At 77.0% G+C, this 22,639-nt stretch carries 21 protein-coding genes; 11 read left to right on the top strand and 10 right to left on the bottom strand.

The features are described 5' to 3' along the window. The first annotated feature begins 3 nt into the window (after nucleotides 1-3). Nucleotides 4-1,155 carry a precorrin-3B synthase gene (gene cobG, locus ACI78S_RS00750; RefSeq protein WP_456970274.1) on the top strand — a complete coding sequence of 384 codons (1,152 nt, stop codon included), beginning with the start codon at nucleotides 4-6 and terminating at the stop codon, nucleotides 1,153-1,155. A gap of 25 nt (nucleotides 1,156-1,180) precedes the next feature. Here cobG and ACI78S_RS00745 read toward each other — a convergent pair whose 3' ends face one another. Next, entirely contained in the window at nucleotides 1,181-2,362 is a 1,182-nt protein-coding gene (locus ACI78S_RS00745; RefSeq protein ID WP_456970273.1) for a glucose-1-phosphate adenylyltransferase family protein, read from the bottom strand. A 45-nt stretch (nucleotides 2,363-2,407) separates the two neighbouring features. On the opposite strand from ACI78S_RS00745, the gene ACI78S_RS00740 reads away from it, so the two are divergent. The 4 genes from ACI78S_RS00740 (at nucleotide 2,408) to ACI78S_RS00725 (ending at nucleotide 8,495) form a co-directional block, all read left to right on the top strand. Continuing rightward, the gene (locus ACI78S_RS00740; RefSeq protein ID WP_456970272.1) at nucleotides 2,408-3,028 is read left to right on the top strand and encodes a precorrin-8X methylmutase; all 621 of its coding nucleotides are present in this window, start codon (nucleotides 2,408-2,410) and stop codon (nucleotides 3,026-3,028) included. 37 nt (nucleotides 3,029-3,065) lie between these two features. Further along, nucleotides 3,066-4,553: a precorrin-2 C(20)-methyltransferase gene (locus tag ACI78S_RS00735; RefSeq protein WP_456970271.1), complete on the top strand. Its 1,488-nt coding sequence runs from the start codon at nucleotides 3,066-3,068 to the stop codon at nucleotides 4,551-4,553. A gap of 133 nt (nucleotides 4,554-4,686) precedes the next feature. Beyond that, complete coding sequence (locus tag ACI78S_RS00730; RefSeq protein WP_456970270.1) at nucleotides 4,687-5,910, top strand: MFS transporter; 1,224 nt, start codon at nucleotides 4,687-4,689, stop codon at nucleotides 5,908-5,910. Between the two features lie 188 nt (nucleotides 5,911-6,098). Further along, complete coding sequence (locus ACI78S_RS00725) at nucleotides 6,099-8,495, top strand: ATP-binding cassette domain-containing protein (protein ID WP_456970269.1); 2,397 nt, start codon at nucleotides 6,099-6,101, stop codon at nucleotides 8,493-8,495. 12 nt (nucleotides 8,496-8,507) lie between these two features. Here the strand turns inward: ACI78S_RS00725 and ACI78S_RS00720 are convergent, their stop codons facing one another. From ACI78S_RS00720 to ACI78S_RS00705, 4 genes are read right to left on the bottom strand one after another with little or no spacing between them, the layout of a single operon-like run. Continuing rightward, on the bottom strand, nucleotides 8,508-9,119 hold the full coding sequence (locus tag ACI78S_RS00720) for a flavodoxin family protein (protein ID WP_456970268.1): 612 nt from the start codon (nucleotides 9,117-9,119) through the stop codon (nucleotides 8,508-8,510). A gap of 47 nt (nucleotides 9,120-9,166) precedes the next feature. Beyond that, nucleotides 9,167-10,741, bottom strand: coding sequence for a GTPase (locus tag ACI78S_RS00715; RefSeq protein ID WP_456970267.1), 1,575 nt, complete (start codon nucleotides 10,739-10,741; stop codon nucleotides 9,167-9,169). After that, a complete protein-coding gene (locus ACI78S_RS00710) occupies nucleotides 10,738-12,441 on the bottom strand; it encodes an ABC transporter (RefSeq protein ID WP_456970266.1) in 1,704 nt (567 codons plus the stop codon). The genes ACI78S_RS00715 and ACI78S_RS00710 overlap by 4 nt, the downstream gene beginning before the upstream one ends. Nucleotides 12,442-12,471: 30 nt before the next feature. Next, on the bottom strand, nucleotides 12,472-13,104 hold the full coding sequence (locus ACI78S_RS00705; protein WP_456970265.1) for an HAD hydrolase-like protein: 633 nt from the start codon (nucleotides 13,102-13,104) through the stop codon (nucleotides 12,472-12,474). Between the two features lie 111 nt (nucleotides 13,105-13,215). On the opposite strand from ACI78S_RS00705, the gene ACI78S_RS00700 reads away from it, so the two are divergent. Then, a complete protein-coding gene (locus ACI78S_RS00700) occupies nucleotides 13,216-13,602 on the top strand; it encodes a hypothetical protein (protein WP_456970264.1) in 387 nt (128 codons plus the stop codon). On the opposite strand, the gene ACI78S_RS00695 is transcribed toward ACI78S_RS00700, so the two are convergent. Then, nucleotides 13,580-14,335 carry a cobalt-precorrin-6A reductase gene (locus ACI78S_RS00695; protein WP_456970263.1) on the bottom strand — a complete coding sequence of 252 codons (756 nt, stop codon included), beginning with the start codon at nucleotides 14,333-14,335 and terminating at the stop codon, nucleotides 13,580-13,582. The genes ACI78S_RS00700 and ACI78S_RS00695 overlap by 23 nt on opposite strands. Before the next feature lie 26 nt (nucleotides 14,336-14,361). Between ACI78S_RS00695 and ACI78S_RS00690 the strand changes: the two genes are divergently transcribed. After that, entirely contained in the window at nucleotides 14,362-15,444 is a 1,083-nt protein-coding gene (locus ACI78S_RS00690) for a cobalt-precorrin-5B (C(1))-methyltransferase (RefSeq protein WP_456970262.1), read from the top strand. A 43-nt stretch (nucleotides 15,445-15,487) separates the two neighbouring features. Here the strand turns inward: ACI78S_RS00690 and cobM are convergent, their stop codons facing one another. From cobM to def, 3 genes are read right to left on the bottom strand one after another with little or no spacing between them, the layout of a single operon-like run. Continuing rightward, nucleotides 15,488-16,228, bottom strand: a complete 741-nt coding sequence (gene cobM, locus ACI78S_RS00685) for a precorrin-4 C(11)-methyltransferase (protein WP_456970261.1) — start codon at nucleotides 16,226-16,228, stop codon at nucleotides 15,488-15,490. Next, nucleotides 16,225-17,520 carry a precorrin-6y C5,15-methyltransferase (decarboxylating) subunit CbiE gene (gene cbiE, locus ACI78S_RS00680; RefSeq protein WP_456970260.1) on the bottom strand — a complete coding sequence of 432 codons (1,296 nt, stop codon included), beginning with the start codon at nucleotides 17,518-17,520 and terminating at the stop codon, nucleotides 16,225-16,227. Before cbiE ends, cobM begins: the two co-directional genes overlap by 4 nt. Continuing rightward, entirely contained in the window at nucleotides 17,517-18,074 is a 558-nt protein-coding gene (def, locus tag ACI78S_RS00675) for a peptide deformylase (protein ID WP_456970259.1), read from the bottom strand. The genes cbiE and def overlap by 4 nt, the downstream gene beginning before the upstream one ends. A gap of 53 nt (nucleotides 18,075-18,127) precedes the next feature. Between def and ACI78S_RS00670 the strand changes: the two genes are divergently transcribed. From ACI78S_RS00670 to ACI78S_RS00655, 4 genes are all read left to right on the top strand, one after another. After that, nucleotides 18,128-19,102: a cobalamin biosynthesis protein gene (locus ACI78S_RS00670; protein WP_456970258.1), complete on the top strand. Its 975-nt coding sequence runs from the start codon at nucleotides 18,128-18,130 to the stop codon at nucleotides 19,100-19,102. A gap of 117 nt (nucleotides 19,103-19,219) precedes the next feature. Beyond that, entirely contained in the window at nucleotides 19,220-19,957 is a 738-nt protein-coding gene (locus ACI78S_RS00665; RefSeq protein WP_456970257.1) for a PAS and ANTAR domain-containing protein, read from the top strand. 79 nt (nucleotides 19,958-20,036) lie between these two features. Beyond that, nucleotides 20,037-20,705: a lysophospholipid acyltransferase family protein gene (locus tag ACI78S_RS00660; RefSeq protein WP_456970256.1), complete on the top strand. Its 669-nt coding sequence runs from the start codon at nucleotides 20,037-20,039 to the stop codon at nucleotides 20,703-20,705. After that, nucleotides 20,675-22,225, top strand: a complete 1,551-nt coding sequence (locus ACI78S_RS00655; RefSeq protein ID WP_456970255.1) for a cobyric acid synthase — start codon at nucleotides 20,675-20,677, stop codon at nucleotides 22,223-22,225. The genes ACI78S_RS00660 and ACI78S_RS00655 overlap by 31 nt, the downstream gene beginning before the upstream one ends. Here the strand turns inward: ACI78S_RS00655 and ACI78S_RS00650 are convergent. Further along, nucleotides 22,222-22,614 (bottom strand): acyl-CoA thioesterase, encoded by a 393-nt coding sequence (locus ACI78S_RS00650; RefSeq protein ID WP_456970254.1) that lies wholly within the window; start codon nucleotides 22,612-22,614, stop codon nucleotides 22,222-22,224. The genes ACI78S_RS00655 and ACI78S_RS00650 overlap by 4 nt on opposite strands. Between the last annotated feature and the right edge of the window lie 25 nt (nucleotides 22,615-22,639).

Raw genomic sequence — 22,639 nt, 5'->3', positions numbered from 1 at the left:
GCCATGTCCAGCCGCCTCCGCGCCGACGCCTGCCCCGGCGCCCTGCAGACCCACGCCGCCGCCGACGGCGCGCTGGCCCGTGTCCGCGTGCCCGGCGGGCTGCTCACCGCCGACCAGCTGCGGGCGCTCGCCGCGGCCGCCCGCGAGCTCGGCGACGGCCGGCTCGAGCTGACCAGCCGGGGCAACGTGCAGCTGCGCGGGCTCGACGCCGGCGACGTCCCGGCCCTGGGTGAGCGGCTCGCCGCGGCCGGCCTGCTGCCCAGCGCGACGCACGAGCGGGTGCGCAACGTGCTGGCCAGCGTCCTCACCGGCCGCAGCGGCGGGCGGCGCGACGTCCGCCCGTGGGTTCCCGCGTTCGACGCCGCGCTGCGGGGCGACCCCGTGCTGGCCGGGCTGCCGGGCCGGTTCCTGGCCACCCTCGACGACGGCCGGGGCGACGTCTCCGGCCTCGGCGGGGACGTCGGCCTGCTGGCCCTCGACGACGGCACGGTGGCGCTGCTGCTCGGCGGCGCCGACAGCGGGCTGCGCGCCGGCCCCGACGACGCGGTCGCGCTGCTGCTCGCGGCCACCCGGGCCTTCCTCCACGAGCGCGCCGCCCAGGGCGGGACCGCCTGGCGCCTGACCGAGCTGGCGGAGGGGCCCGCGCGGGTGGCCGCCCGCCTCCACCGTCATGGCCGGTCCGGTGAGGCCGTCCCCGTGCCGGCGGCTCCGGAGGTCGGCCCCGTGGGGGCGGCGGAGCAGGACGACGGCCGGGTGGCGCTGATCGGCGTCGTCCCGCTGGGCGTGCTCGGCGCCGACCAGGTCGACCTGCTCGCCCGGCTGGCCGCGGAGGTGCAGCTGACGCCGTGGCGCAGCGTGGTCGTCCCCGACCTGGCCGAGGACGCCGTCGACGACGCCGCCGTCGACCTGCACCGCGCCGGCCTCGTCCTCGACGCGGACAGCCCCTGGGCGCGGGTCACCGCGTGCACCGGGCGGCCCGGCTGCGCGAGGGCGCTGGCCGACGTCCGGGCCGACGTGGTCGCCGCCGTCCTCGCCGGCGACCTGCCCGCCGCCGGCGCCCGCCAGCACTGGGCCGGCTGCGCGCGGCGCTGCGGCCGGCCGCGCGGCGACGTGGTGGACGTCGTCGCGACCGGCGACGGCTACCGCGTCGGCTGACCGGGTCGAGCCGCGCCGGCGTCGGTCAGTCGTCCTCCTCCGGGTCGGGGAACCGGGCGCCGGCCTTGACCGACGCGCCCTCCTCGACGCGGGCCGCGCGGCCGACGAGCGTGATGTCGCCGTCGCCGCCGACCGAGGCGTCGCGCCCCACCTCGACGGCGTCGTCGAGCACCGCGCGGGTGACCGTGGCGCCCGACCGGACCCGCACCCCGGGCAGCAGCACCGAGTCCACCACCGTCGCGCCGGCCTCCACGACGACGCCGGGCGAGAGCACCGAGCCGCGCACGTCCCCCGAGACGCGGGTGCCGCCGGAGAGCAGGCTGTTCTCGATCTGCCCGTCGTCGAGCACCCGCGCCGCGCTGTGCCGGCCGCCCCGGGTGTGCACCGGCCAGCGCGGGTCGTCGAGGTCGATCGGCGGCTCGGCGGACAGGAAGTCCTGGTGCGCCTCCCAGTAGGAGGGCACCGTGCCGACGTCGCGCCAGTACCCCTCGAGCGGGTACGCGCGGGCCAGGCCGTCCGCCGTCTGCGCCGGCAGCAGCTGGTGGCCGAGGTCCTGCAGGGCCTCCTCCCCCAGGTCGGCGGCGATCGCCTCGAGGCGGTCGAGCGTGGCGCCGGGGGTGAAGGCGAAGACCTCGTTGGTGGCCGTCGTGGTCGCCGGCTCGTCGGGCTTGTAGGCGTAGTCCACGACGCGGTCGCCCTCGACCCGCACGATCCCGTAGCGGGCGGCGTCGTCGGCCGCGACCTCGGTGGTCACCATCGTCACCTCCGCGCCGGACTGCAGGTGGGCGTCGGCCACCTCGCGGTAGTCGAGCTTGTAGACGGCGTCGGCGCTGACCACGACCAGCGCGTCGGGGTCGAAGGAGCGGATCAGCTCCGCCTGCCGCCACAGCGAGTCCGCCGTCCCCTCGTTCCACCCGCCGCGCTCGTCGCCCTGGCGCGGCGGCAGGGTCATCAGCCCGCCGGTGGTGCGGTCGAGGTCCCACGGCCTGCCGTTGGCCAGGTGGTCGGCCAGCGACGTCGGGTGGTGCTGGATCGACACCCACACGTCGGCGACGGCGGAGTGCTGGCAGTTGCTCAGCGGGAAGTCGATGAGCCGGTACACGCCGGCGAACGGGACCGCCGGCTTGGCCCGGTGCTCGGTGAGCAGCTGGAGCCGGCCGCCGGCACCGCCGGCGAGCACGAGGACGAGGAGACGGGGCAGCGCCATACTCAGCCGCTACCCCGTCGGGGCCGCGACGTAGCCTGCCCAGCGATGTACGAGTACGAGAAGGACGGCGCGGCGATCTACCGGCGCTCGTTCGCGACCATCCGCGCCGAGGCCGACCTCGCCGGGCTCCCGGACGACGTGGCGCGCGTGGCGGTCCGCATGATCCACGCCTGCGGCCAGATCGACCTGGTGGACGACCTCGCCTTCTCCCCCGGCGTCGTCCGCCGCGCCCGCGAGGCGCTCGACGCCGGCGCCCCGGTGCTCTGCGACGCCGAGATGGTCGCCGCCGGCATCACCCGCCGGCGGCTGCCGAAGGACAACGACGTCGTCTGCACGCTCAACGACCCCCGCACACCGGGCCTGGCGGCCGAGCTGGGCACCACCCGGACGGCGGCCGCGCTGGAGCTCTGGCGCGACCGGCTCGGCGGCGCCGTGGTCGCCGTGGGCAACGCGCCGACCGCGCTGTTCCACCTGCTGGAGATGGTCGCGGCCGGGGCGCCGCGGCCGGCCGCCGTCCTGGGCATCCCGGTCGGCTTCGTCGGCGCGGTCGAGTCCAAGGACGCGCTGGCCGCCTCCGACCTCGAGCACCTCGTGGTGCGCGGGCGGCGCGGCGGCTCGGCCATCACCGCGGCGGCCGTGAACGCGATCGCGAGCGACGTCGAGTGACCACCGGAACGGCCATCTCGGTGGCGAGGGGCCGGGCATGACGGGCCGGCTGTACGGGGTGGGACTGGGGCCCGGCGACCCGGAGCTGGTCACCGTCAAGGCCGCCCGGCTGATCGGCGCCGCCGACGTCGTCGCCTTCCACGCCGCCCGGCACGGCCGGTCGGTGGCCCGGGCGCTGGCCGAGCCGTACCTGCGGGAGGGCCAGGTCGAGGAGCTGCTGGTCTACCCGGTGACCACCGAGGGGACCGACCACCCCGGCGGCTACCAGGGCGCGATCGACGAGTTCTACGAGGAGGCGGCGGCGCGGCTGGCCGCCCACCTCGACGCCGGGCGGGACGTCGTCGTCCTCGCCGAGGGCGACCCGTTCTTCTACGGCTCCTACATGCACATGCACAAGCGGCTGGCGCACCGGTACCCGACCGAGGTGGTGCCCGGCGTGACCAGCGTCAGCGGCGCCGCGGCGGTGGTCGGGCGGCCGCTGGTCGAGCGCGACGAGGTGCTCACCGTGCTGCCCGGCACGCTGCCGTCCGACGAGCTCGCCGAGTGGCTGGCCACCACCGACTCCGCCGCGGTGCTCAAGCTGGGCCGCACGTTCGGCGCCGTGCGCGAGGCGTTCGAGGCGGCCGGCGTGCTCGACCGCGCCCTGTACGTCGAGCGCGCCACCACCGACCGGCAGCGGGCGCTCCCGCTGGCCGACGTCGACCCGGCGACCGTCCCGTACTTCTCCCTGGCGCTGCTGCCCAGCCCGCTCACCGGGGCCCTGCCGCAGCCGGAGGAGGCCGCGCCGGGGGCGCACGCCGGCGAGGTCGTCGTCGTGGGGCTCGGCCCCGGGCAGCGGTCGTGGACGACGCCGGAGGTGGCCGACGCGCTCGCCGCCGCCGACGACCTGGTCGGCTACGGCCCCTACCTCGACCGCGTGCCGGCCAACCCGCGGCAGACCCGCCACCCCAGCGACAACCGGGTCGAGGCCGAGCGCGCCGCGCACGCGCTGTCGCTGGCGCGGGCCGGCCGCCGGGTGGCCGTGGTGTCCAGCGGCGACCCGGGCGTCTTCGCCATGGCCGCGGCGGTGCTCGAGGTGGCCGAGCGGCCGGAGTTCGCCGGCGTCCGCGTGCGCGTGCTGCCCGGGCTCACCGCGGCGCAGGCGGTGGCCGCTCGGGTGGGCGCCCCGCTGGGCCACGACTTCGCGGTGATCAGCCTCTCCGACGTCCGCAAGCCGTGGGACGTCGTGCTGGACCGGCTGCGGCACGCGGCCGCGGCCGACCTGGTGCTGGCCCTGTACAACCCCCGCTCGAAGGCCCGCCCGCACCAGCTCGGCGAGGCGCAGAAGGTGCTGCTGGAGAACCGCTCGCCCGACACAGTCGTGGTGGTCGGCCGCGACGTGGGGGGGCCGGAGGAGTCCGTCGTCGTCACCACCCTCGGCGACCTCGACCCCGGCACCGTCGACATGCGCTGCCTGGTGCTGGTCGGCTCCTCGCGCACCCGCCTGAGCCCCTCCGGCCGCGTCTGGACCCCGCGCACGTACTGAGGAGGACCCCTCCGCCCCCACCGCTCGCAGGGCTCGCGGCGGGCCCCTGCCGAGGGGCCGCGGGGGGGGCGCGGCGGGCTCCTGCCCGAGGCGCCACGGGAATGCGGCCGCGTTCCGCCGCCTTGGCGATGTCGTGCCGACCCGCCGACTCCCCCGGCCGGCCGCCTTCTGGTCGGTCGCCGTCCTGCTGGTCCTCATGCTGGCGGCGTCGGGGGTGCCGTCCCCGCTCTACCGCGTGTACCAGGCGGAGTTCGGCTTCAGCTCCGGCGTGCTGACCACGGTCTTCGCCGTCTACTCCTTCGCGCTGCTGCTGTCGCTGCTCGTCGTCGGCGGGCTGTCCGACCACGTCGGCCGCCGACCGGTCGTCGCGGTCGCGTTCGTGCTCGAGGCCGCGGCGATGGTGCTCTTCCTGGCCGCGGACGGCGTCGGCTGGCTGCTGGCCGCCCGGGTGGTGCAGGGGCTGGCCACCGGCGCCCTGACCAGCGCGCTCGGCGCCGCGCTGCTCGACCTGCAGCGCGCCGAGCGGCCGCTGGGGCCGCTGATCAACAGCGCCTCGCCCGGCCTCGGGCTGTCGCTGGGCGCGGTCGGCGCCGGCGTGCTCGTGCAGTTCGTGCCCTCGCCCACCGACTGGGTGTTCGGCGTGCTCACCGCCGTCTTCGTGCTGGCCGCCGCCGGCGTGCTGCTGCTGCCGGAGTCCTCGCCGCGGGTGCCGGGCGCGCTGGCCTCGCTGCGGCCGCGGGTCGAGGTGCCGCAGGTGCACCGCCGCCCGTTCCTGGTGGCGCTGCCGGTCCTGGTGGCCGCCTGGGCGCTCGGCGGCCTCTACGCCTCGCTCGGCCCGTCGCTGGTGGCCGACGTCTTCGGCATCGACAACCACATCGCCGGCAGCCTGCTCATCCTCGCGCTCAACGGCACCGGCGTCGTCGGCTCGCTGGCCATGCGCCCCCGGCCGCCGGAGTCGGCGCTGCTGGTCGGGGCGCTGGTCTTCGCCACCGGCGTCGTCGGCACCGTCGTCGCCGTCCTGGGCGGCTGGGCGGTGCTGCTCTTCGCCGCCGCCGTGGTCACCGGCTTCGGCTTCGGCGGCTCGTTCCTGGGCGCGATCGCGATGATCACCCGCGGCGTCGCCCCGGGGCACCGGGCCGGGCTGCTGGCCAGCACCTTCGTCGTCGGCTACGTGTCGTTCAGCGTCCCGGCGATCGCCGCGGGCGTCGCCGTCGGCGAGCTGGGGCTGGCCCGCACGACCGAGGTGTACGGCGTCGTGGTCGTGGCGCTGGCGCTGGTCGCCGTCACCACGCTGCTGCTGCGGCGGCGGGCCCGGACCGCCCCCGAGCGCACCGCGCCGGAGACCGTGGCCGCGTAGCCGACCGGTCAGGAATCGAGAAGCACGGGCTCCCCCGACACCCCTGGCGTGACCGGCGTGCGGACCACGAGCGCGCCCTCGGCCGCGCGGCCCGTGACGACGACGGACCGGGTCCGCGCCCACGAGCTGCGCCGATCCGGTAGACAACGCAACCGTCGCCCCGAGCCCGCCCGAGACAGGGAGACCCGATGAGCACGGCCACCGGCACCGACCTGCAGGCGCCCCCGCCGCACGTCGCCGACAGCCACGACCTGATCCGCGTGCACGGCGCGCGCGTGAACAACCTCAAGGACGTCAGCGTCGAGATCCCGAAGCGCCGGCTGACGGTGTTCACCGGCGTCTCCGGCTCGGGCAAGAGCTCGCTGGTGTTCGACACGATCGCCGCGGAGTCGCAGCGGCTGATCAACGAGACCTACAGCGCCTTCGTGCAGGGGTTCATGCCCACGCTGTCGCGGCCGGAGGTCGACCTCCTCGAGGGCCTGACGACGGCGATCATCGTCGACCAGGAGCGGATGGGCGCCAACCCCCGCTCCACCGTCGGCACCGCCACCGACGCGAACGCGATGCTGCGCATCCTGTTCAGCCGGCTCGGCACGCCGCACATCGGCCCGCCCACGGCGTTCTCGTTCAACGTCCCGACCCGCAAGGCCAGCGGGGTGCTGAGCACCGAGAAGGCCGGCGGCCGGGTGGAGAAGGCCGTGGTGCGCGACGTGGTCTACCTCGGCGGCATGTGCCCCCGCTGCGAGGGCATGGGGTCGGTCTCCGACTTCGACCTCACGGCGATCTACGACGGGAGCAAGTCGCTGGCGGAGGGCGCGCTGACGGTCCCGGGCTACAGCATGGACGGCTGGTACGGCCGGATCTTCAGCGGCGCCGGCTTCGACATGGACAAGCCGATCGGCAGGTACAGCGAGAAGGAGCTGCACGACCTCCTCTACAAGGAGCCGACCAAGATCAAGGTCGAGGGCATCAACCTGACGTACGAGGGCGTCATCCCGAAGATCCAGAAGTCGATGCTCTCCAAGGACGTCGACGCGATGCAGCCGCACATCCGCGCCTTCGTGGAGCGCGCGATCACCTTCCAGACCTGCCCCGAGTGCGACGGGACGCGGCTCACCCCGGAGGCCCGGTCGTCGACGATCCAGGGCAAGAACATCGCCGACCTCTGCGCCATGCAGATCAGCGACCTCGCCACGTGGGTCCGCGCGCTCGACGAGCCGACCGTCGCCCCGCTGCTGACCGGGCTGCGGCACCTCCTCGACTCGTTCACCGAGATCGGGCTCGGCTACCTGTCGCTCGACCGGCCGGCCGGCACGCTGTCCGGTGGTGAGGCGCAGCGGACCAAGATGATCCGCCACCTCGGGTCGTCGCTCACCGACGTCACCTACGTCTTCGACGAGCCGACGATCGGGCTGCACCCGCACGACATCCAGCGGATGAACGACCTGCTGCTGCAGCTGCGGGACAAGGGCAACACCGTGCTCGTCGTCGAGCACAAGCCGGAGACGATCACCATCGCCGACCACGTCGTCGACCTCGGCCCGGGCGCGGGCACCGGGGGTGGCGAGGTCGTCTTCGAGGGCACCGTCGACGGGCTGCGGGCCAGCGGCACGCTGACCGGCCGGCACCTGGACGACCGGGCGCAGCTCAAGCCGTCGGTGCGCACACCGACCGGAGCGCTGGAGGTGCGCGGCGCCAGCACGCACAACCTGCGGGACGTCGACGTCGACATCCCGCTCGGCGTCCTCGTGGTGCTCACCGGCGTGGCCGGCTCGGGCAAGAGCTCGCTGGTCCAGGGCTCGGTGGCCGGCCGGGACGGCGTCGTGACCGTCGACCAGGGGGCGATCAAGGGGTCCCGGCGGAGCAACCCGGCCACCTACACCGGCCTGCTCGAGCCGATCCGCAAGGCGTTCGCCAAGGCCAACGGCGTGAAGCCGGCGCTCTTCAGCTCGAACTCCGAGGGCGCGTGCCCGACGTGCAACGGCGCCGGCGTCATCTACACCGAGCTCGGGGTCATGGCCACCGTCGAGTCCCCCTGCGAGGAGTGCGAGGGCAAGCGGTTCCAGGCGTCGGTGCTGGAGTACACCTTCGGCGGCCGGAACATCGCCGAGGTCCTCGCCATGTCGGTGACCGAGGCCGAGGAGTTCTTCGGCAGCGGGGAGGCGCGGACGCCGGCCGCGCACGCCGTCCTCGACCGGCTCGCCGACGTCGGGCTCGGCTACCTGTCGATCGGCCAGCCGCTCACCACGCTGTCCGGCGGCGAGCGGCAGCGGCTCAAGCTGGCCACCCGCATGGCCGAGAAGGGCGGCGTCTACGTCCTCGACGAGCCGACCACCGGCCTGCACCTCGCCGACGTCCAGAACCTGCTCGGCCTGCTCGACCGGCTCGTCGGCTCCGGCAAGTCGGTGCTGGTCATCGAGCACCACCAGGCCGTCATGGCGCACGCCGACTGGATCATCGACCTCGGGCCCGGCGCCGGCCACGACGGCGGGCGGATCGTCTTCGAGGGGACGCCGGCCGACCTGGTCGCCGCCCGGTCGACGCTGACCGGCCGGCACCTGGCGGACTACGTCGGGGCCGCCTGACCGCCGGGGACGCTAGCTGTAGGGCTGGGCCTTGAGCAGCCGGGCCAGGTGGGCGGCGTTCTCGGCCAGGGTCGTCGTCGCCTGTGCGACGGGTTCGGGGGTCTCGTCGAGGTCGAGGTAGTCGACGCCCTGCATCGCCTCGCCGTTCCAGTAGGTGACGCCCTGCGCCGGGATGGTGAAGCCGACGTCGGACAGCGCCTGGAAGGCGTCGGCGCTGATGTGGTGCGCGCCGTCCTCGTTGCCGACGACGGCGACGACGGCGACCTTGCCGGTGATCAGCGGGCGGCCGGTGTCGTCGGTCTCGGAGAGCTCCCCGTCCAGCCGCTCGAGCACGCGCTGCGCGACGCTGGTCATGTGGCCGACCCAGGTGGGCGTCGCGAACACCAGGATGTCGGCGGCCAGCAGCTTCTCGCGGACCGCCGGCCACTCGTCGCCGTCGCCCATGTCGACCTGGACCCCGGGCTTGACGTCGTGGTCGAGGACCCGGACCAGCTCGCCCGACACCCCCTGCTCCGCGAGGGCGTCGAGCACCTCCTGGGCGAGCTTCTGGCTGCTGGACGGCTCCGGGGACGGCTTGAGGCTGCACACCAGGGCGAGGGCACGGAGCGACGCGGTCTCGGTCATGACCGCCCACTGCCCAGCTGACCTGGGCGTCCACACATCCGCGCCGGTCAGCGCCCGGCCCGGTCGACGGCGGCGCAGAACGCCCGCGCGTCGGCGAGGGTGCCCTCGAGGGGCGCCAGCACCGACTCCTCGGCCACCTCCCCCACCCGCGCGGTCAGCCGTGCCCGGGCCCGCCGCCGGCGGCGCCGGGCGCCGGCGGCCACGAACGGGCGGGCCAGCAGTGCCAGCAGGACGCCGGCGAGCAGCCCGCCGAGCAGCAGCAGCGTGGGCAGGGGGAAGCCCTGGACCCGGGGCAGCGGCACGACGTCGTCCAGCTGCAGCCACCCCAGGACGGCGAGGACGAGCAGCCACAGCGCGCCGACCAGCGCGACGGCCAGCAGCAGCCACTGCAGCCCGCCCACCGCCCGCTGCCACAGCGGCACCCGGTCGGGGCCGAGGTCGGCGCCGGCGACGGCCCGGTCGAGCCGGTCGGCCAGGCCGCCCTCGGCGCGCTCCGCGGTGCGCCGCACCTCGTCGCGCCACGCCTGCGGCAACCCGTCGGCGGCGGAGGTGCGCGCCTGGCGCAGCGCGGCGGCCAGCGCGGCCTGCTGCACCGCGCCCGGGGCGGGCAGCGACGTGCGGGCCCGCTCGTCGCCCAGGTGCAGCCGGCGCAGCGGGTCGGGGCGCAGCCGCCGGGTCCAGCGCAGCAGGGGCCAGCCGGTGCGCGCGGTGCCCTCCCGCCGCGCCGCGCGCTCGACCGCCGCCTCGACCACCGGGACGCCGGCCGCGTCGGCGAGCGCCCCGGTCAGCCCGTCGGCCGCGACCCGCGCCGGCCGGCGGTCGCCGGGCGGGCAGTGCTGCGCCAGCTCCCCGGCCGCCGCGCGGACGTCGGCGGCCAGCCGCTCGGTGGCCGCCTGCCGCCGGGCCACGCGGCGGGCCAGCTCGGCCCGCAGCACGTCGAGGCCCTCGCCGGTGCGCGCCGACGTCGGCACCACGGGGGTGGCGGAGAGGCCCTCGCCGTCCAGCAGCCGCCGCAGGTCGGCCAGGCAGGCGCGGGCGGACGGCTCGTCGAGCCGGTCGACCTGGTTGAGCACCACGACCAGCACCCCGGCGTGGCCGGCCATCGGGGCCAGGTAGCGGCCGTGCACGGCCGCGTCGGCGTACTTCTGCGGGTCGAGCACCCACACCAGGACGTCGACCAGCTCCACCAGGCGGTCCACCTCGAGCCGGTGCTCCAGCCGCACGCTGTCGTGGTCGGGCAGGTCGAGCAGGACCAGGCCGTCGAGGCCGGGCTCGGGCGGCGTCACCCGGTGCCGCCGCGGCACCTGCAGCCAGTCGAGCAGCCGGTCGGCGTCGTCGTCGGCGCCCCACACCGAGGCGTGCGCGACCCCCGTGGTGGGCCGGCGGACCCCGGGCGTGCTCACCTCCGCGCCGGAGAGCGCGTTGAAGAGGGTGGACTTGCCGCTGCCGGTGGCGCCGGCGAGGGCGACCACCGTGGCGCTGCCGAGGGCCTCGCGGGCGCCGGCCTTGGCCAGCAGCGCCCGGGCGCGGGCGACCTCGGGCACCTCCAGGCGGCCCTCGGCTGCCTCGACGGCCTCCCGCAACGCCGCCAGCCGATCCCCCAGGGAGGTCCTCCTGCTCACGGGCGCTCCTGCCGGGCGGCCGCGAGCGCGGCGGCCGCGGCCCGCAGGCCCTCGGCGCTGCCCGGCGGCGGCGCGGCGGCGTCGACCAGGAGGTCGAAGCGCTGCCGCTCCTCGGTGAGCAACCGGTTCGCGCGGTGCTCGAGGTCCTCGCGGGCGCGGGCGGCGAGCTCCCGCACCGCCGCGTCGCCGAAGACGGCCTCCAGCACCCGCTGCCCCACCGCGGTGGTGCCGCCGGCCACGGCCACCTCGCCGCCGGTCAGCCCGCCGGTCTGCGCGAACACCGCCACCATCACGACGGCGCCGGCGCCGTTGACCCCCCACGACAGCACCCGGGCGCGGGACCGCTTGTCCGCCCCCTGCTCCCGCACCAGGTCCAGCACGGCCCCCTGCCACTCGCGCACCTCGCCCGCGGCGGTGCGGTCGAACCCCGGCGAGGCCCGCTCCAGCTCGTGGGTGCGCTCGCCCAGCAGCTCCGCGCCGCCGGCCGCGCCGCGCCAGGCGGTGACCGTCCGCTCCGCGGCCTCGTCGGCCGCGTCGCGCAGCAGCACCTCCACCCCCGACTCCAGCGCCTGGTGCAGCCGGGTCCCCGGCGCGGGGCGGCCGGTGAGGGCCGCCGTGACCCGGTCGCGCAGCCGGCCCACCTGCCCCTGCAGGCTGCGCATCCACTCCCCGGTGCCGACGAACTCCTGCCACCGGGCCAGCACCTCACCGCGCAGCAGGCTGCCGTTCCCCACGCCGTCGGACACCTCGGTGCACGCCCGGGTGTAGGCCGCCTCGGCGGTGCCGCGGAGCGCGTCGGCGGCGACCGCCTGACCCTCCACCGCGGCGACCACCCCGGCCACCCGCGCGCCGAGGCTGTCCAGCGCCCCGGCCAGCGTCTGCCGCACCACGGCCGCCCGCTCCTCCTGGTCGGCGGCGAGGCCGTGCAGCCACGCCCGCAGCGGGCCGACCTGGTCCTCGGGGAGCCGGCCGTCGGCCAGCGGCCGCTCCTCCACGACGAACAGCCGCGCCCCGCCGAGCCCCGCCCGCTGCAGCATCCCGGCCAGGTCGCCGGCCACCTCGCCGACCGCCTCGGGGGGCACGCGGTCGAGCACCACCGCCAGCGCCGTCCCCCGCTCCTGCGCGGTGCGCAGCACGTCCCACGGCACCGCGTCGGCGTAGCGGGCCGCCGTCGTCACGAACACCCACAGGTCCGCGGCCGCGAGCAGCTGCCCGGCCAGCTCGCGGTTCGACTCGACCACCGAGTCGACGTCGGGGGCGTCGAGCACCGCCAGCCCCGGCGGCAGTCGGTCGCTCACCACCAGGCGCAGCCCGCTGGTCGCCCCGCCGTCCCCGGTGGTGCGGGCCAGGCCGGGCAGCACGCGGTCGCCGGCGAACGCGGCGCGGTCGGCCGGCGCGCAGACCAGCACCGGCGCCCGCGTCGTCGGCCGCAGCACGCCGGCGGTCGTCACCTCCTCGCCCAGCAGGCTGTTCACCAGCGTGGACTTGCCCGCGCCGGTCGAGCCGCCGACCACCGCCAGCAGCGGCGCGTCGAGGTCGCGCAGCCGGGGCAGCAGGTAGTCGTCGACCTGGTCGACGACCGCGCGGGCCGACCGGCGGGCCGCCCCGGCGCCGGGGACCTCGAGGTCCAGCGGCGCGGCGGCCAGCCGGTCGCGGAGTAGCTGCAGGGCGTCGGGCAGCCGCAGCGCCGGGGTGCTCACGGCGGCATACCTGCCCGCGACGGGCCGGGATCACCCGTGGGACAGCGCGGCCGGCACCTCCCCCGGGGTCCGGACGACGACGGCGGCGCCCGCCCGCTCCAGCTCCCCCGGCGGCGCCGGGCCCCAGCCGGCGCCGATGCAGGGCAGCCCGTGCGCGGCCGCGCCGAGCACGTCGTGCGCCCGGTCGCCGACCAGCACCGGCCGCTCGCCGCCGGGGTGGGCGGCGAGCGCCGCGGCGACCACCTGGTCCTTGTGCCGCACGGCGCCGTCGAGCGTCGCCCCGTGCACCGAGGCGAAGAACGGCAGCAACCGCGTGTGCTCCAGCACGCGGACGGCGAACGGCTCCGGCTTGCTGGTGGCGACGGCGAGCGTGGCCCCGGCCGACGCCAGCTCGCCGAGCAGCTCGGGGATCCCGTCGTAGAGGTGGACGTCGAGCAGCGCGCCGGCGGCGTAGTGCGCCCGGTAGGCGGCGACGGCGCGCGGGACGTCGGGCAGCGGCACGCGCAGGACCGTGGCGAAGCCGTCCTGCAGCGGCGGACCGACCATCTGGGTGAGCTGCTCGGCCGTCGGCGCCGGCAGGCCGAGCCGCGCGGCCGCGACGCGGACCGACGCCCAGATGCCGGGGGTCGAGTCCACGAGCGTGCCGTCGAGGTCGAAGAGCACCAGCCGTCCCCTGATCAGGGGGCGCCCGCCCCCTTCCCCCGCGCCGCGCGAGCTGCTTCCATGAACCTTCAACGACCCGGGCACGCCGCTTCCTCCTGGAGGACCGCCGAGATGACCCGCACCTCCCACGCCGCGCCGGCCACCACCACCTCCACGCGGCTGCTGCAGGCCGCGGCGGTGCTGGCCCTGCTCGCGCTCCTCTGGCAGTTCCTCACGGCCGGCCGGCTGATCGGCGGCGAGGACGCCCTGGGGGCGCACGGCGGCGGGGCGATCGCGCTGCACGTGACCACCGCCCTGCTGCTGGCGGCCACCGCGCTGGACTGGCGGCGCTCCCGGGGGCCGGTGTGGCCGGTCGCGCTCGCCGGGCTGGTCTTCCTGGCCACCTTCGCGCAGGCCGGCCTCGGCTCCGCCGGCAACATGGTGGCCCACGTGCCCGGGGCGATGGTGCTGACCGTCGGCACCGTGTGGCTCACCGTCAGGGCGTTCCGCCGGGCCTGACACCGGCGCGGCCCAGCCAGGCCACCGCCTCCTCGACGGTCGCCACCACCGCCACCCCCGGCGGCAGCGGCGGGCGGCGGACCACGACCACCGGGATGCCGAGCTCCCGCGCGGCGGCCAGCTTCGCCTCGGTCAGGTGGCCGCCGGAGTCCTTGGTGACGACGACGTCGACCCCGTGCTCGCGCATCAGGGCCAGCTCGTCCTCGACGCTGAACGGGCCGCGCTCGAGGACCAGGGTGGTGCGCGGGGGCAGCGGCGGCTCCGGCGGGTCGACCGAGCGGACCAGCACCTCCTGGGTCAGGCCGGCGAAGGCGCCCAGGCCGGTGCGGCCGGTCGTCAGGAACACGTGCCGGAAGCCGGCGACCGCCTCGGCCGCCTCCTCCAGCGAGCCCACCTCGCGCCAGTCGTCACCCGGTCGCGGGCGCCAGCCGGGGCGCTGCAGCCGCAGGTACGGCGTGCCGGTGGCGGTGGCCGCGCGCGCCGCGTGCTGGGTGATGGCCGTCGCGAACGGGTGGGTGGCGTCGACCACCGCCCGCACCGGCGAGGCCCGCAGCCACTCCGCCAGCCCCTCGGCGCCGCCGAAGCCGCCGATGCGCACCTCGCCGGGCGGCAGCAGCGGATCGGCGGTGCGGCCGGCCAGCGAGCTGACCACGTCCACCCCGGCCGCCGTCAGCGCCTCCGCGAGCCGGCGGGCCTCCCCCGTGCCGCCGAGAAGGAGCACCCGGTCGCTCATCGCACACCTCCGTGCATGCTCGTGCCGTGGGTCGGGACGGTGGCAGCGGGCTGCGGTACGGGTGGACGACGGGCGCGTGCGCGACCGCCGCCGCCACCGCCGCGTACACCGCGCTGCTCACCGGCGAGTTCCCCGATCCCGTGCAGATCCACCTGCCCCGTGGCAAGCACCCGTCGTTCGCGCTGGCCACGGAGTCGCTGGGCGACGGCGCGGCCACCGCCGGCGTGGTCAAGGACGCCGGCGACGACCCCGACATCACCCACGGGGCCCTCGTCTCGGTCACCGTCACCGCCGGGGAGCCGGGCACCGGGGTCACCTTCCGCGCCGGCCCCGGCGTGGGCACGGTGACCAAGCCCGGGCTGCCCCTGGCCGTGGGCGAGCCGGCGATCAACCCGATGCCGCGGAGGTTCATCGCCGAGCACGTGGCCGCGGTCGCCGCGCGGCACGGCGGCACCGGCGACGTCGTCGTCGAGGTCTCGGTGGAGAACGGCGAGGAGCTGGCCCGCCGCACCTGGAACCCGCGGCTGGGCATCCTCGGCGGGCTGTCGATCCTCGGCACGACCGGCGTCGTCGTCCCGTACTCCTGCTCGTCGTGGATCGACTCGATCCGCCGCGGCATCGACGTCGCGCGGGCGGCCGGGCACACCCACGTCGCCGGCTGCACCGGGTCGACCAGCGAGCGGGTGGTCACCGAGCTGCACGGCCTGCCCGAGGACGCGCTGCTCGACATGGGGGACTTCGCCGGCGCGGTGCTGAAGTACCTGCGCCGCCACCCGGTGCCGCGGCTGACGATCGCCGGCGGCATCGGGAAGCTGGCCAAGCTCGCCGACGGCCACCTCGACCTGCACTCCGGGCGCTCGCAGGTGTCGTTCGAGTCGCTGGCGCGGCGCGTGCAGGAGGCCGGGGGGCCGCCGGAGCTGGTCGCGGGCGTGCGGGGCGCCAACACCGCGCTGGACGCGCTGCAGCAGTGCACCGCCGCCGGGCTGCCGCTGGGCGACCTCGTGGCCGCCGGCGCCCGCGCGACCGCGCTCGGCGTGCTGCGCGGCGCCCCCGTCGAGGTGGACGTCGTGGTGATCGACCGGGCGGGCACGATCGTCGGCCGCGCCTGACCGCAGGGGACTCGTCGGCGCGCCCCTCACGGACCCCACCCCGCTACCGAGGGCGGGTCGTCGAGTAGAGGTGGCTGTCGGGGAACTGGGCCGCGGTGAGCACCGGGCCGACGACCACCACCGCCGTCCGCGTCACGCCGGCGTCCTCCACCCGATCGGCGATGTCGGCGAGCGTGCCGCGCAGCACCAGCTCGTCGTCCCGGCTGGCGCGGGCGACGACGGCGACCGGGCCGTCCTGGCCGTAGTGCGGGACGAGCTCGGGGACCAGCTCCCGCAGCCGCTGCACCGCCAGGTGCAGCACGAGCGTGGCGCCGGTCGCCGCGTAGGCGGCCAGCTGCTCCCCCGGCGGCATCGGCGTGGAGCGCGCCGACGTCCGGGTGAGGACGACGGTCTGCCCCACCCCCGGCACGGTCAGCTCCCGCTTCAGCGCGGCCGCGGCGGCGGCGAACGCCGGCACCCCGGGGACGACGTCGTAGGGCACCCCCGCGGCGTCGAGGCGGCGCATCTGCTCGGCCATCGCGCTGTAGACCGACGGGTCGCCGGAGTGCAGGCGGGCCACGTCCAGCCCGGCCTCGTGCGCCGCCACCAGCTCGGCGGTGATCCGGTCCAGGTCGAGGTCGGCGGTGTCGACCAGCCGGGCCCCGCGCGGGGCGCTGTCGAGCAGCTCCCGCGGCACCAGCGCCCCGGCGTAGAGGCAGACGGGGGCGGTCGCGATGATCCGCGCCGCCCGCACGGTGACCAGGTCGGCCGCCCCCGGCCCCGCCCCGATGAAGAAGACGGTCATGCCTTGACGACCGACCAGATCGTCACCGGCATCGCGGGCTTCCAGCCGGTGAAGGACCCCACCGGCTCGGCGCGCTGCACCTCCACGCGCACCAGGTCGCCGCCGACCCGCGCGTGCCACGAGCCCAGCACGGCCTCGCTCTCGACGGTGACCGCGTTCGCCACCAGCCGGCCGCCCACCGGCAGCGCGTCCCAGCACGCGTCGAGCAGCAGCGGGGTGGTGAGCCCGCCGCCGATGAAGACGGCGTCCGGCGCGGGCAGCCGCGGGAGCACCTCGGGGGCGTGCCCGTGCACCACACGCAGGTAGGGCACGCCGAGCCGGGTGGCGTTGCGCACGATCCGCTCCGCGCGCTCCTGCGCCGCCTCGACCGCGACGGCGCGGCAGGTCGGGTGGGCCCGCATCCACTCGATGCCGATGGACCCCGAGCCGGCGCCGACGTCCCAGAGCAGCTGCCCCGGCACGGCGGCCAGCCGCGCCAGCGTGATCGCCCGCACCTCCGACTTCGTCAGCTGCCCGTCGGACTCGTAGGCGCCGTCCGGCAGCCCGGGGGTGGTGGGCAGCGGCACGGTGCCCCGCTCGGCGCGGCACTCCACCGCCGTCACGACCAGCGCCGGCGCCGGCTGCGACCAGGTGGCCGCCGTGCCGGTGCGCACCTCCTCGTCGGGGCCGCCCAGGCCGCCGAGCACGGTGAGCCGGCTCTGGCCGTAGCCGCGGGCGGAGAGCAGCGCGGCCACCTCGGCCGGGGTGCCGCCGTCGGACCCCAGGACCAGCAGCCGCCGGCCCGGCTGCACGTGCGGGTGCAGCAGCTCGACCGGCCGGCCGACGAGGCTGACCACCTCGGTGTCCTCCACCGCCCAGCCGAGCCGGGCGCAGGCCAGCGACACCGACGACGGCGCCGGCAGCACCCGCACCCTCCCGGGCCCCAGCAGCCGGGTCAGGGTGGTGCCGATCCCCGACAGCATCGGGTCGCCGCTGGCCAGGACGACGACGGCGCGCCCGGCGTGCTGCTCGACCAGGCCGGGCAGGGCCTCGGTCATCGGCGAGGGCCACCGCACCCGCTCGGCGGTCACCGACCCCGGCACCAGGTCGAGCTGGCGGCCGCTGCCCATGAGCACCTCGGCGCGCTCCACCTCGGCGCGGGAGGTCGGCGCCAGGCCCTCCCAGCCGTCCGCGCCGATGCCCACCACCACGACCGGCGGGGACCCCGGAGCGGTTCCCGCGTCGCTCCCGCCCTCCCGGGCGACGGCGGTCCCGCTCGTCCCCGGCTGCGGCGCTCCCTCGACCGGCCTCACGCGGGCAGCTCCCCCTCCGGCCCCGCCGCCTCGGCCAGCAGCCGCTCGCGCAGCTCCTCCGGCAGGCGGTCGACGTAGACGGTGCCGTCGAGGTGGTCCACCTCGTGCTGGAGGCAGCGCGCGGCCATGCCGGTCGCCTCGATCGTCACCGGGCGGCCCTTCACGTCGACGCCGTCCACGCGGGCGCGGAAGGCGCGCGGCAGCTCGGCGTAGGGGCCGGGCACCGACAGGCAGCCCTCCTCGGTGACCTCCTCGGCCGGCTCGTCGCCGACCGGGCCGGGCAGCGAGAGCACGGGGTTGACGACGTAGCCGACGACGTCCTCGCCCTCGGCGTCGGGGCAGTCGATGACGAAGACGCGCGCGTCGACGCCGATCTGGTTGGCGGCCAGCCCCACGCCGTCGGCGGCGTGCATGCTCGCGAACATGTCGAGCACGAGCCGCCGCAGCGCCTCGTCGAACACGGCCACCGGGGCGCACGGCCGGTGCAGGACCGGGTTGCCGCCGTAGGTCACGATCGGCCGGGCGGTGCCGTCGTAACGGCCGGGCAGGCGCATGTCCGCCGATCCTAGGGACGCCGCCGCGGGGAGCGGTCGGCACGATGTGCGCCGTGGGAGATCCGATCGCCGCCGGGCTGGCGCTGGGCGCCGCGGCCGACCTGCTGCTCGCCGACCCCCGGCGGTGGCACCCGGTGGCCGGGTTCGGCCGGCTGGCGCTGGCGCTGGAGCGGCGGGCGTGGCGCGACGACCGGGCGAGCGGGGCCGCGTACGCCGGCGGGCTCGTGGCCGCCTCCGCCGCGCTCGGTCTCGCCCTGGACCGGGCGACCCGCCGCCGCCCGGCAGCGCGTGCCCTGGTGACCGCGGCCGTCACGTGGACCGTGCTCGGCGGCACCTCCCTCGGCCGCGCCGCCGGCGTCCTCGAGCACGCGCTGGCCGCCGGCGACCTGCCCGCCGCCCGCGCCGCCCTGCCCACCCTCGCCGGCCGCGACCCGCGCGACCTCGACGAGCCCGAGCTGGCCCGCGCCACGATCGAGTCGGTCGCCGAGAACACCGCCGACGCCGCGGTCGGCCCGCTGGTCTGGGGTGCGGTCGCGGGGCTGCCCGGGCTGCTGGCCCACCGTGCGGCGAACACCCTCGACGCGATGGTCGGCCACCGCTCCGCCCGGTACGCGCGCTTCGGCTGGGCCGCCGCCCGCACCGACGACGTCCTCGGCTGGCTGCCCGCCCGGCTCACCGCAGCGCTCACCGTCGCCTGCGCCCCGCTGACCGGGGGGTCGGCGGCCGGGGCGCTGCGCACCTGGCTGCGGGACGGCGCCGCGCACCCCAGCCCGAACGCGGGGCGGTGCGAGGCGGCCGCAGCCGGCGCCCTGGGGCTGCGGCTCGGCGGGCGCAACCTCTACGGCGGCCGGGTCGAGCAGCGGCCGGTGCTCGGCTCGGGCCGGGCCCCGGCGGCCGCCGACATCGGCCGCGCCGTGCGGCTGTCGAGGGCGGTCTGGACCTCGGCCGCGGCCGCCGCCGTAGCCGTCCGGTTGCTCGTCCGGCGCGGCACGCGCACTCCGCTGGCGGGGCCGCGCAACGGCACGTAGCGTCCTGTCATCGGAGCGGCCGGCCCTCGGGCCGGCGGACACGCGGAGTGTCGAGCACACGGCCCCCCGGTCCCGTCGGCGTCGCCCGGCGCGCCTCTGAACAGGGAGTATCCCGAGATGGTCTCTCCGGCCACCGTTTCGCACCGCACCGGTCGGCACCCCACCGCCGGCTCTTCCCACGGCCGCCCCGCGTCGGTCCCGGCTCCCCCTCCGCCCACCCCGGTCGCCGCGGCGCCGGGTCGGGCGGCCCGCTTCCGCATCGACCTGCGCACCACCACCTGGTGGTGGGCGCCGGAGATGTACGAGCTGCTCGGCCTGCCCCCGCAGGGGGTCCGCCCCTGCGCCGACGCGCTGCTGCAGTGCCAGCACCGCGACGACCGCGCCCGCACCCTGGCCGCGCTCACCCGCGCCTCCACGGGCTCCCCGTTCGCCCTGGTGACCCGGGTGCAGGCCCGCGACGGCGCGCACCGCCTGGTCACCGTCGTCGGTGAGCCGCACCGGGACCCCGACGGGGGCGTGACCGCGGTCGAGGGGATGTGCGTCGACATCACCCCCACCCGGTCCGGCGGCGACGACGACGCCGTCGCCGCGCTGCAGCTGGAGGTGAGCCAGCTGCGCCAGGCCATGGCCAGCCGGGCCACGATCGAGCAGGCCAAGGGCATCCTCATGCTGCTCACCGGCTGCGGCGAGCAGGTGGCGTTCGACCTGCTGGCGCACATGTCGAGCCACACGCACCGCAAGGTGCGCGAGGTCGCCGCCGCGCTCACCGACTCGGCGGCCGGCCGCGGGCCGCTGCCCGACGACATCCAGGCGATCCTGCGCGACGCCTGCCCACCGGCGCACCGCACCGGGTAGGAGCACCGGCCCGCCGTCGGGAGGGTCGGGGGCCGTCCGCGAGAATGCGCGCGCCGCCTTTCGAGGAGGAGAGCGCCGCGTGTTCTACATCCTGGCCCGGTTCGTCGTCCGGCCGCTGTTCTGGTTGCTGTTCCGGCCGCACGTCACCGGTCGGGAGCACGTGCCCCTGACCGGACCGGTGATCCTGGCCAGCAACCACCTGTCGTTCATCGACAGCATCGCGATCCCGACGGTCGCCCCCCGCAAGGTGCACTACCTGGCCAAGGCCGAGTACTTCACCGGCACGGGGGTGACCGGCTGGTTCTCGCGCACGCTGTTCAGCGCCCTCGGGGCGCTGCCGGTGGAGCGGGAGACCCACCGGGCCGCGCAGGCGGCGCTGGACACCGCGCTGTCGGTGCTGCGGGCGGGCGAGGGCTTCGGCATCTACCCCGAGGGCACCCGCTCCCGCGACGGCCGGCTGGCCCGGGGCAAGACCGGCGTGGCGTGGCTGGCGCTCACCGCCGACTGCCCCGTGGTGCCGGTGGCCGTCGCCGGCACGGAGAAGGTGCAGCCGGTGGGCGCCCGCTGGCCGCGGCCGCGCCGGATCTCGGTGACCTTCGGCGAGCCGCTCACCTTCCCCGAGCAGAAGGGGATGGCCGGCAACGGCCGCGCCCGCCGGGTGGTCACCGACCGCATCATGCACGCCATCGCCGACCTGTCCGGGCAGGAGAAGGCCGGGTGGGGCAGCCCGTCGGAACCGGCGGCGTGACCCGGCGGGGCGGCCGGGCGACGACCGGCGGCGCGCTGCTCGTCGCCGGGACGACGTCGGACGCGGGCAAGTCCGTCGTCACCGCCGGGATCTGCCGCTGGCTGGTGCGCCAGGGCGTCTCGGTGGCGCCGTTCAAGGCGCAGAACATGAGCAACAACTCCATGGTCACCGCGGACGGCGCCGAGATCGGCCGGGCGCAGGTGGTGCAGGCCGCCGCCGCGCGGGTCGCGCCCGAGGCGGCGATGAACCCGGTGCTGCTCAAGCCCGGGGGCGAGAACTCGAGCCAGGTCGTCGTCCTCGGCCGGCCGGTCGCCGACGTCACCGCGCTGTCCTACCGGCCGATGAAGGCGGGGCTGCTGGAGACGGTCCTGGGCTGCCTGGCCGACCTGCGCTCCCGGTTCGACGTCGTCGTCTGCGAGGGCGCCGGCTCCCCCACCGAGATCAACCTGCGCGAGGACGACATCGCCAACATGGGGCTGGCCACGGCCGCGCGGCTGCCGGTCGTGGTGGTCGGCGACATCGACCGCGGCGGGCTGTTCCCCGCGCTCTACGGCACGGTCGCGCTCATGCCCCCGGCCGACCAGCGGCTGGTCGCCGGCTTCCTGGTGAACAAGTTCCGGGGCGACGTCCGGCTGCTGGAGCCGGGGCTGGCGTCGCTGCGCGAGCTCACCGGCCGCCCCACCCTCGGCGTGCTGCCGTGGGCGGCCGGGCTGGACCTCGACGTCGAGGACTCCCTCGGCGTGGGCGCGGCCGCCCAGCCGGCCGGCCCGCCGCGCGGCGAGGAGGTGCTGCGGGTCTCGGTGGCCCGGCTGCCGCGGCTGTCCAACTTCACCGACCTCGACGCGCTGGCCGCCGAGCCGGGCGTGCTGGTCCGCTACGCCACCCGGCCCGAGGAGCTGGCCGACGCCGACCTCGTCGTCCTGCCCGGCACGCGCTCCACCGTCGCCGACCTCGCCTGGCTGCGCGCGTCGGGCCTGGCCGACGCGGTGCTGCGGCAGGCGGCGGCCGGCGCCCCCGTGCTCGGCATCTGCGGCGGCCACCAGATGCTCACCCGGACGATCACCGACGACGTCGAGTCGCGGGCCGGCACGGTGCCGGGCCTGGGCCTGCTGCCCGCCGACGTGCGGTTCGCGCCGGAGAAGACCCTCGGCCGCCCCTCGGGCACGGCCTTCGGCGAGGCGGTGCACGGCTACGAGATCCACCACGGCGTGGTCACCGTCGACGACGCCGCCGAGCCCTTCCTCGACGGGGCCCGCGCCGGCGCGGTGTTCGGCACGACCTGGCACGGCGCGCTGGAGAACGACGGCTTCCGCCGGGCCTTCCTCGCCGAGGTCGCGCGGCTGGCCGGCCGGCGCTTCGTGCCCGCGCCGGACACCGACTTCGCCGCGGTCCGCGAGGCGCGGCTGGACCGGCTCGGCGACCTGGTGGCCGAGCACGCCGACACGGACGCGCTGTGGCGGCTGGTCGAGGACGGCGCCCCCGCCGACCTGCCGCTGCTGCCGCCCGGCGCCGGCCGCTAGACGCTCGCGGTCAGGCCGGCGCGGATGTCGTCGGGCCAGGGGGCCGCGGCGCCGTCCTCGACCCAGACGTAGGTGTTGCGGACGACGCAGCACACCCGCTCGCCCACCCGGACGGTGAACCGCACGGTCACGCTGGTGCGGCTCACCTTCTCGGTCGCGGCGTCGACGGTGACGGTGTCACCCCAGCGGGCCGACGACGACCACTCCAGCGTGCTGGCCTTGACGAACGGCTCGCCCGACGACCGCACGACCTGCGACCAGGGCAGGCGCGTCGACTCCCACCAGGCGTTGGAGGCCTCGTCGGCCCAGGTGAGGTAGTGGCCGTTGAAGACGACCCCCTGCTGGTCGCACTCGACGTAGCGGACGGCGGAGCTCCAGGACGCGGGCACGGTCGCCGACGCTAGCGTCTCCCTG

Source organism: Geodermatophilus sp. SYSU D00815 (assembly GCF_054050035.1).
This window is presented reverse-complemented; position numbering and strand designations above follow the sequence as displayed.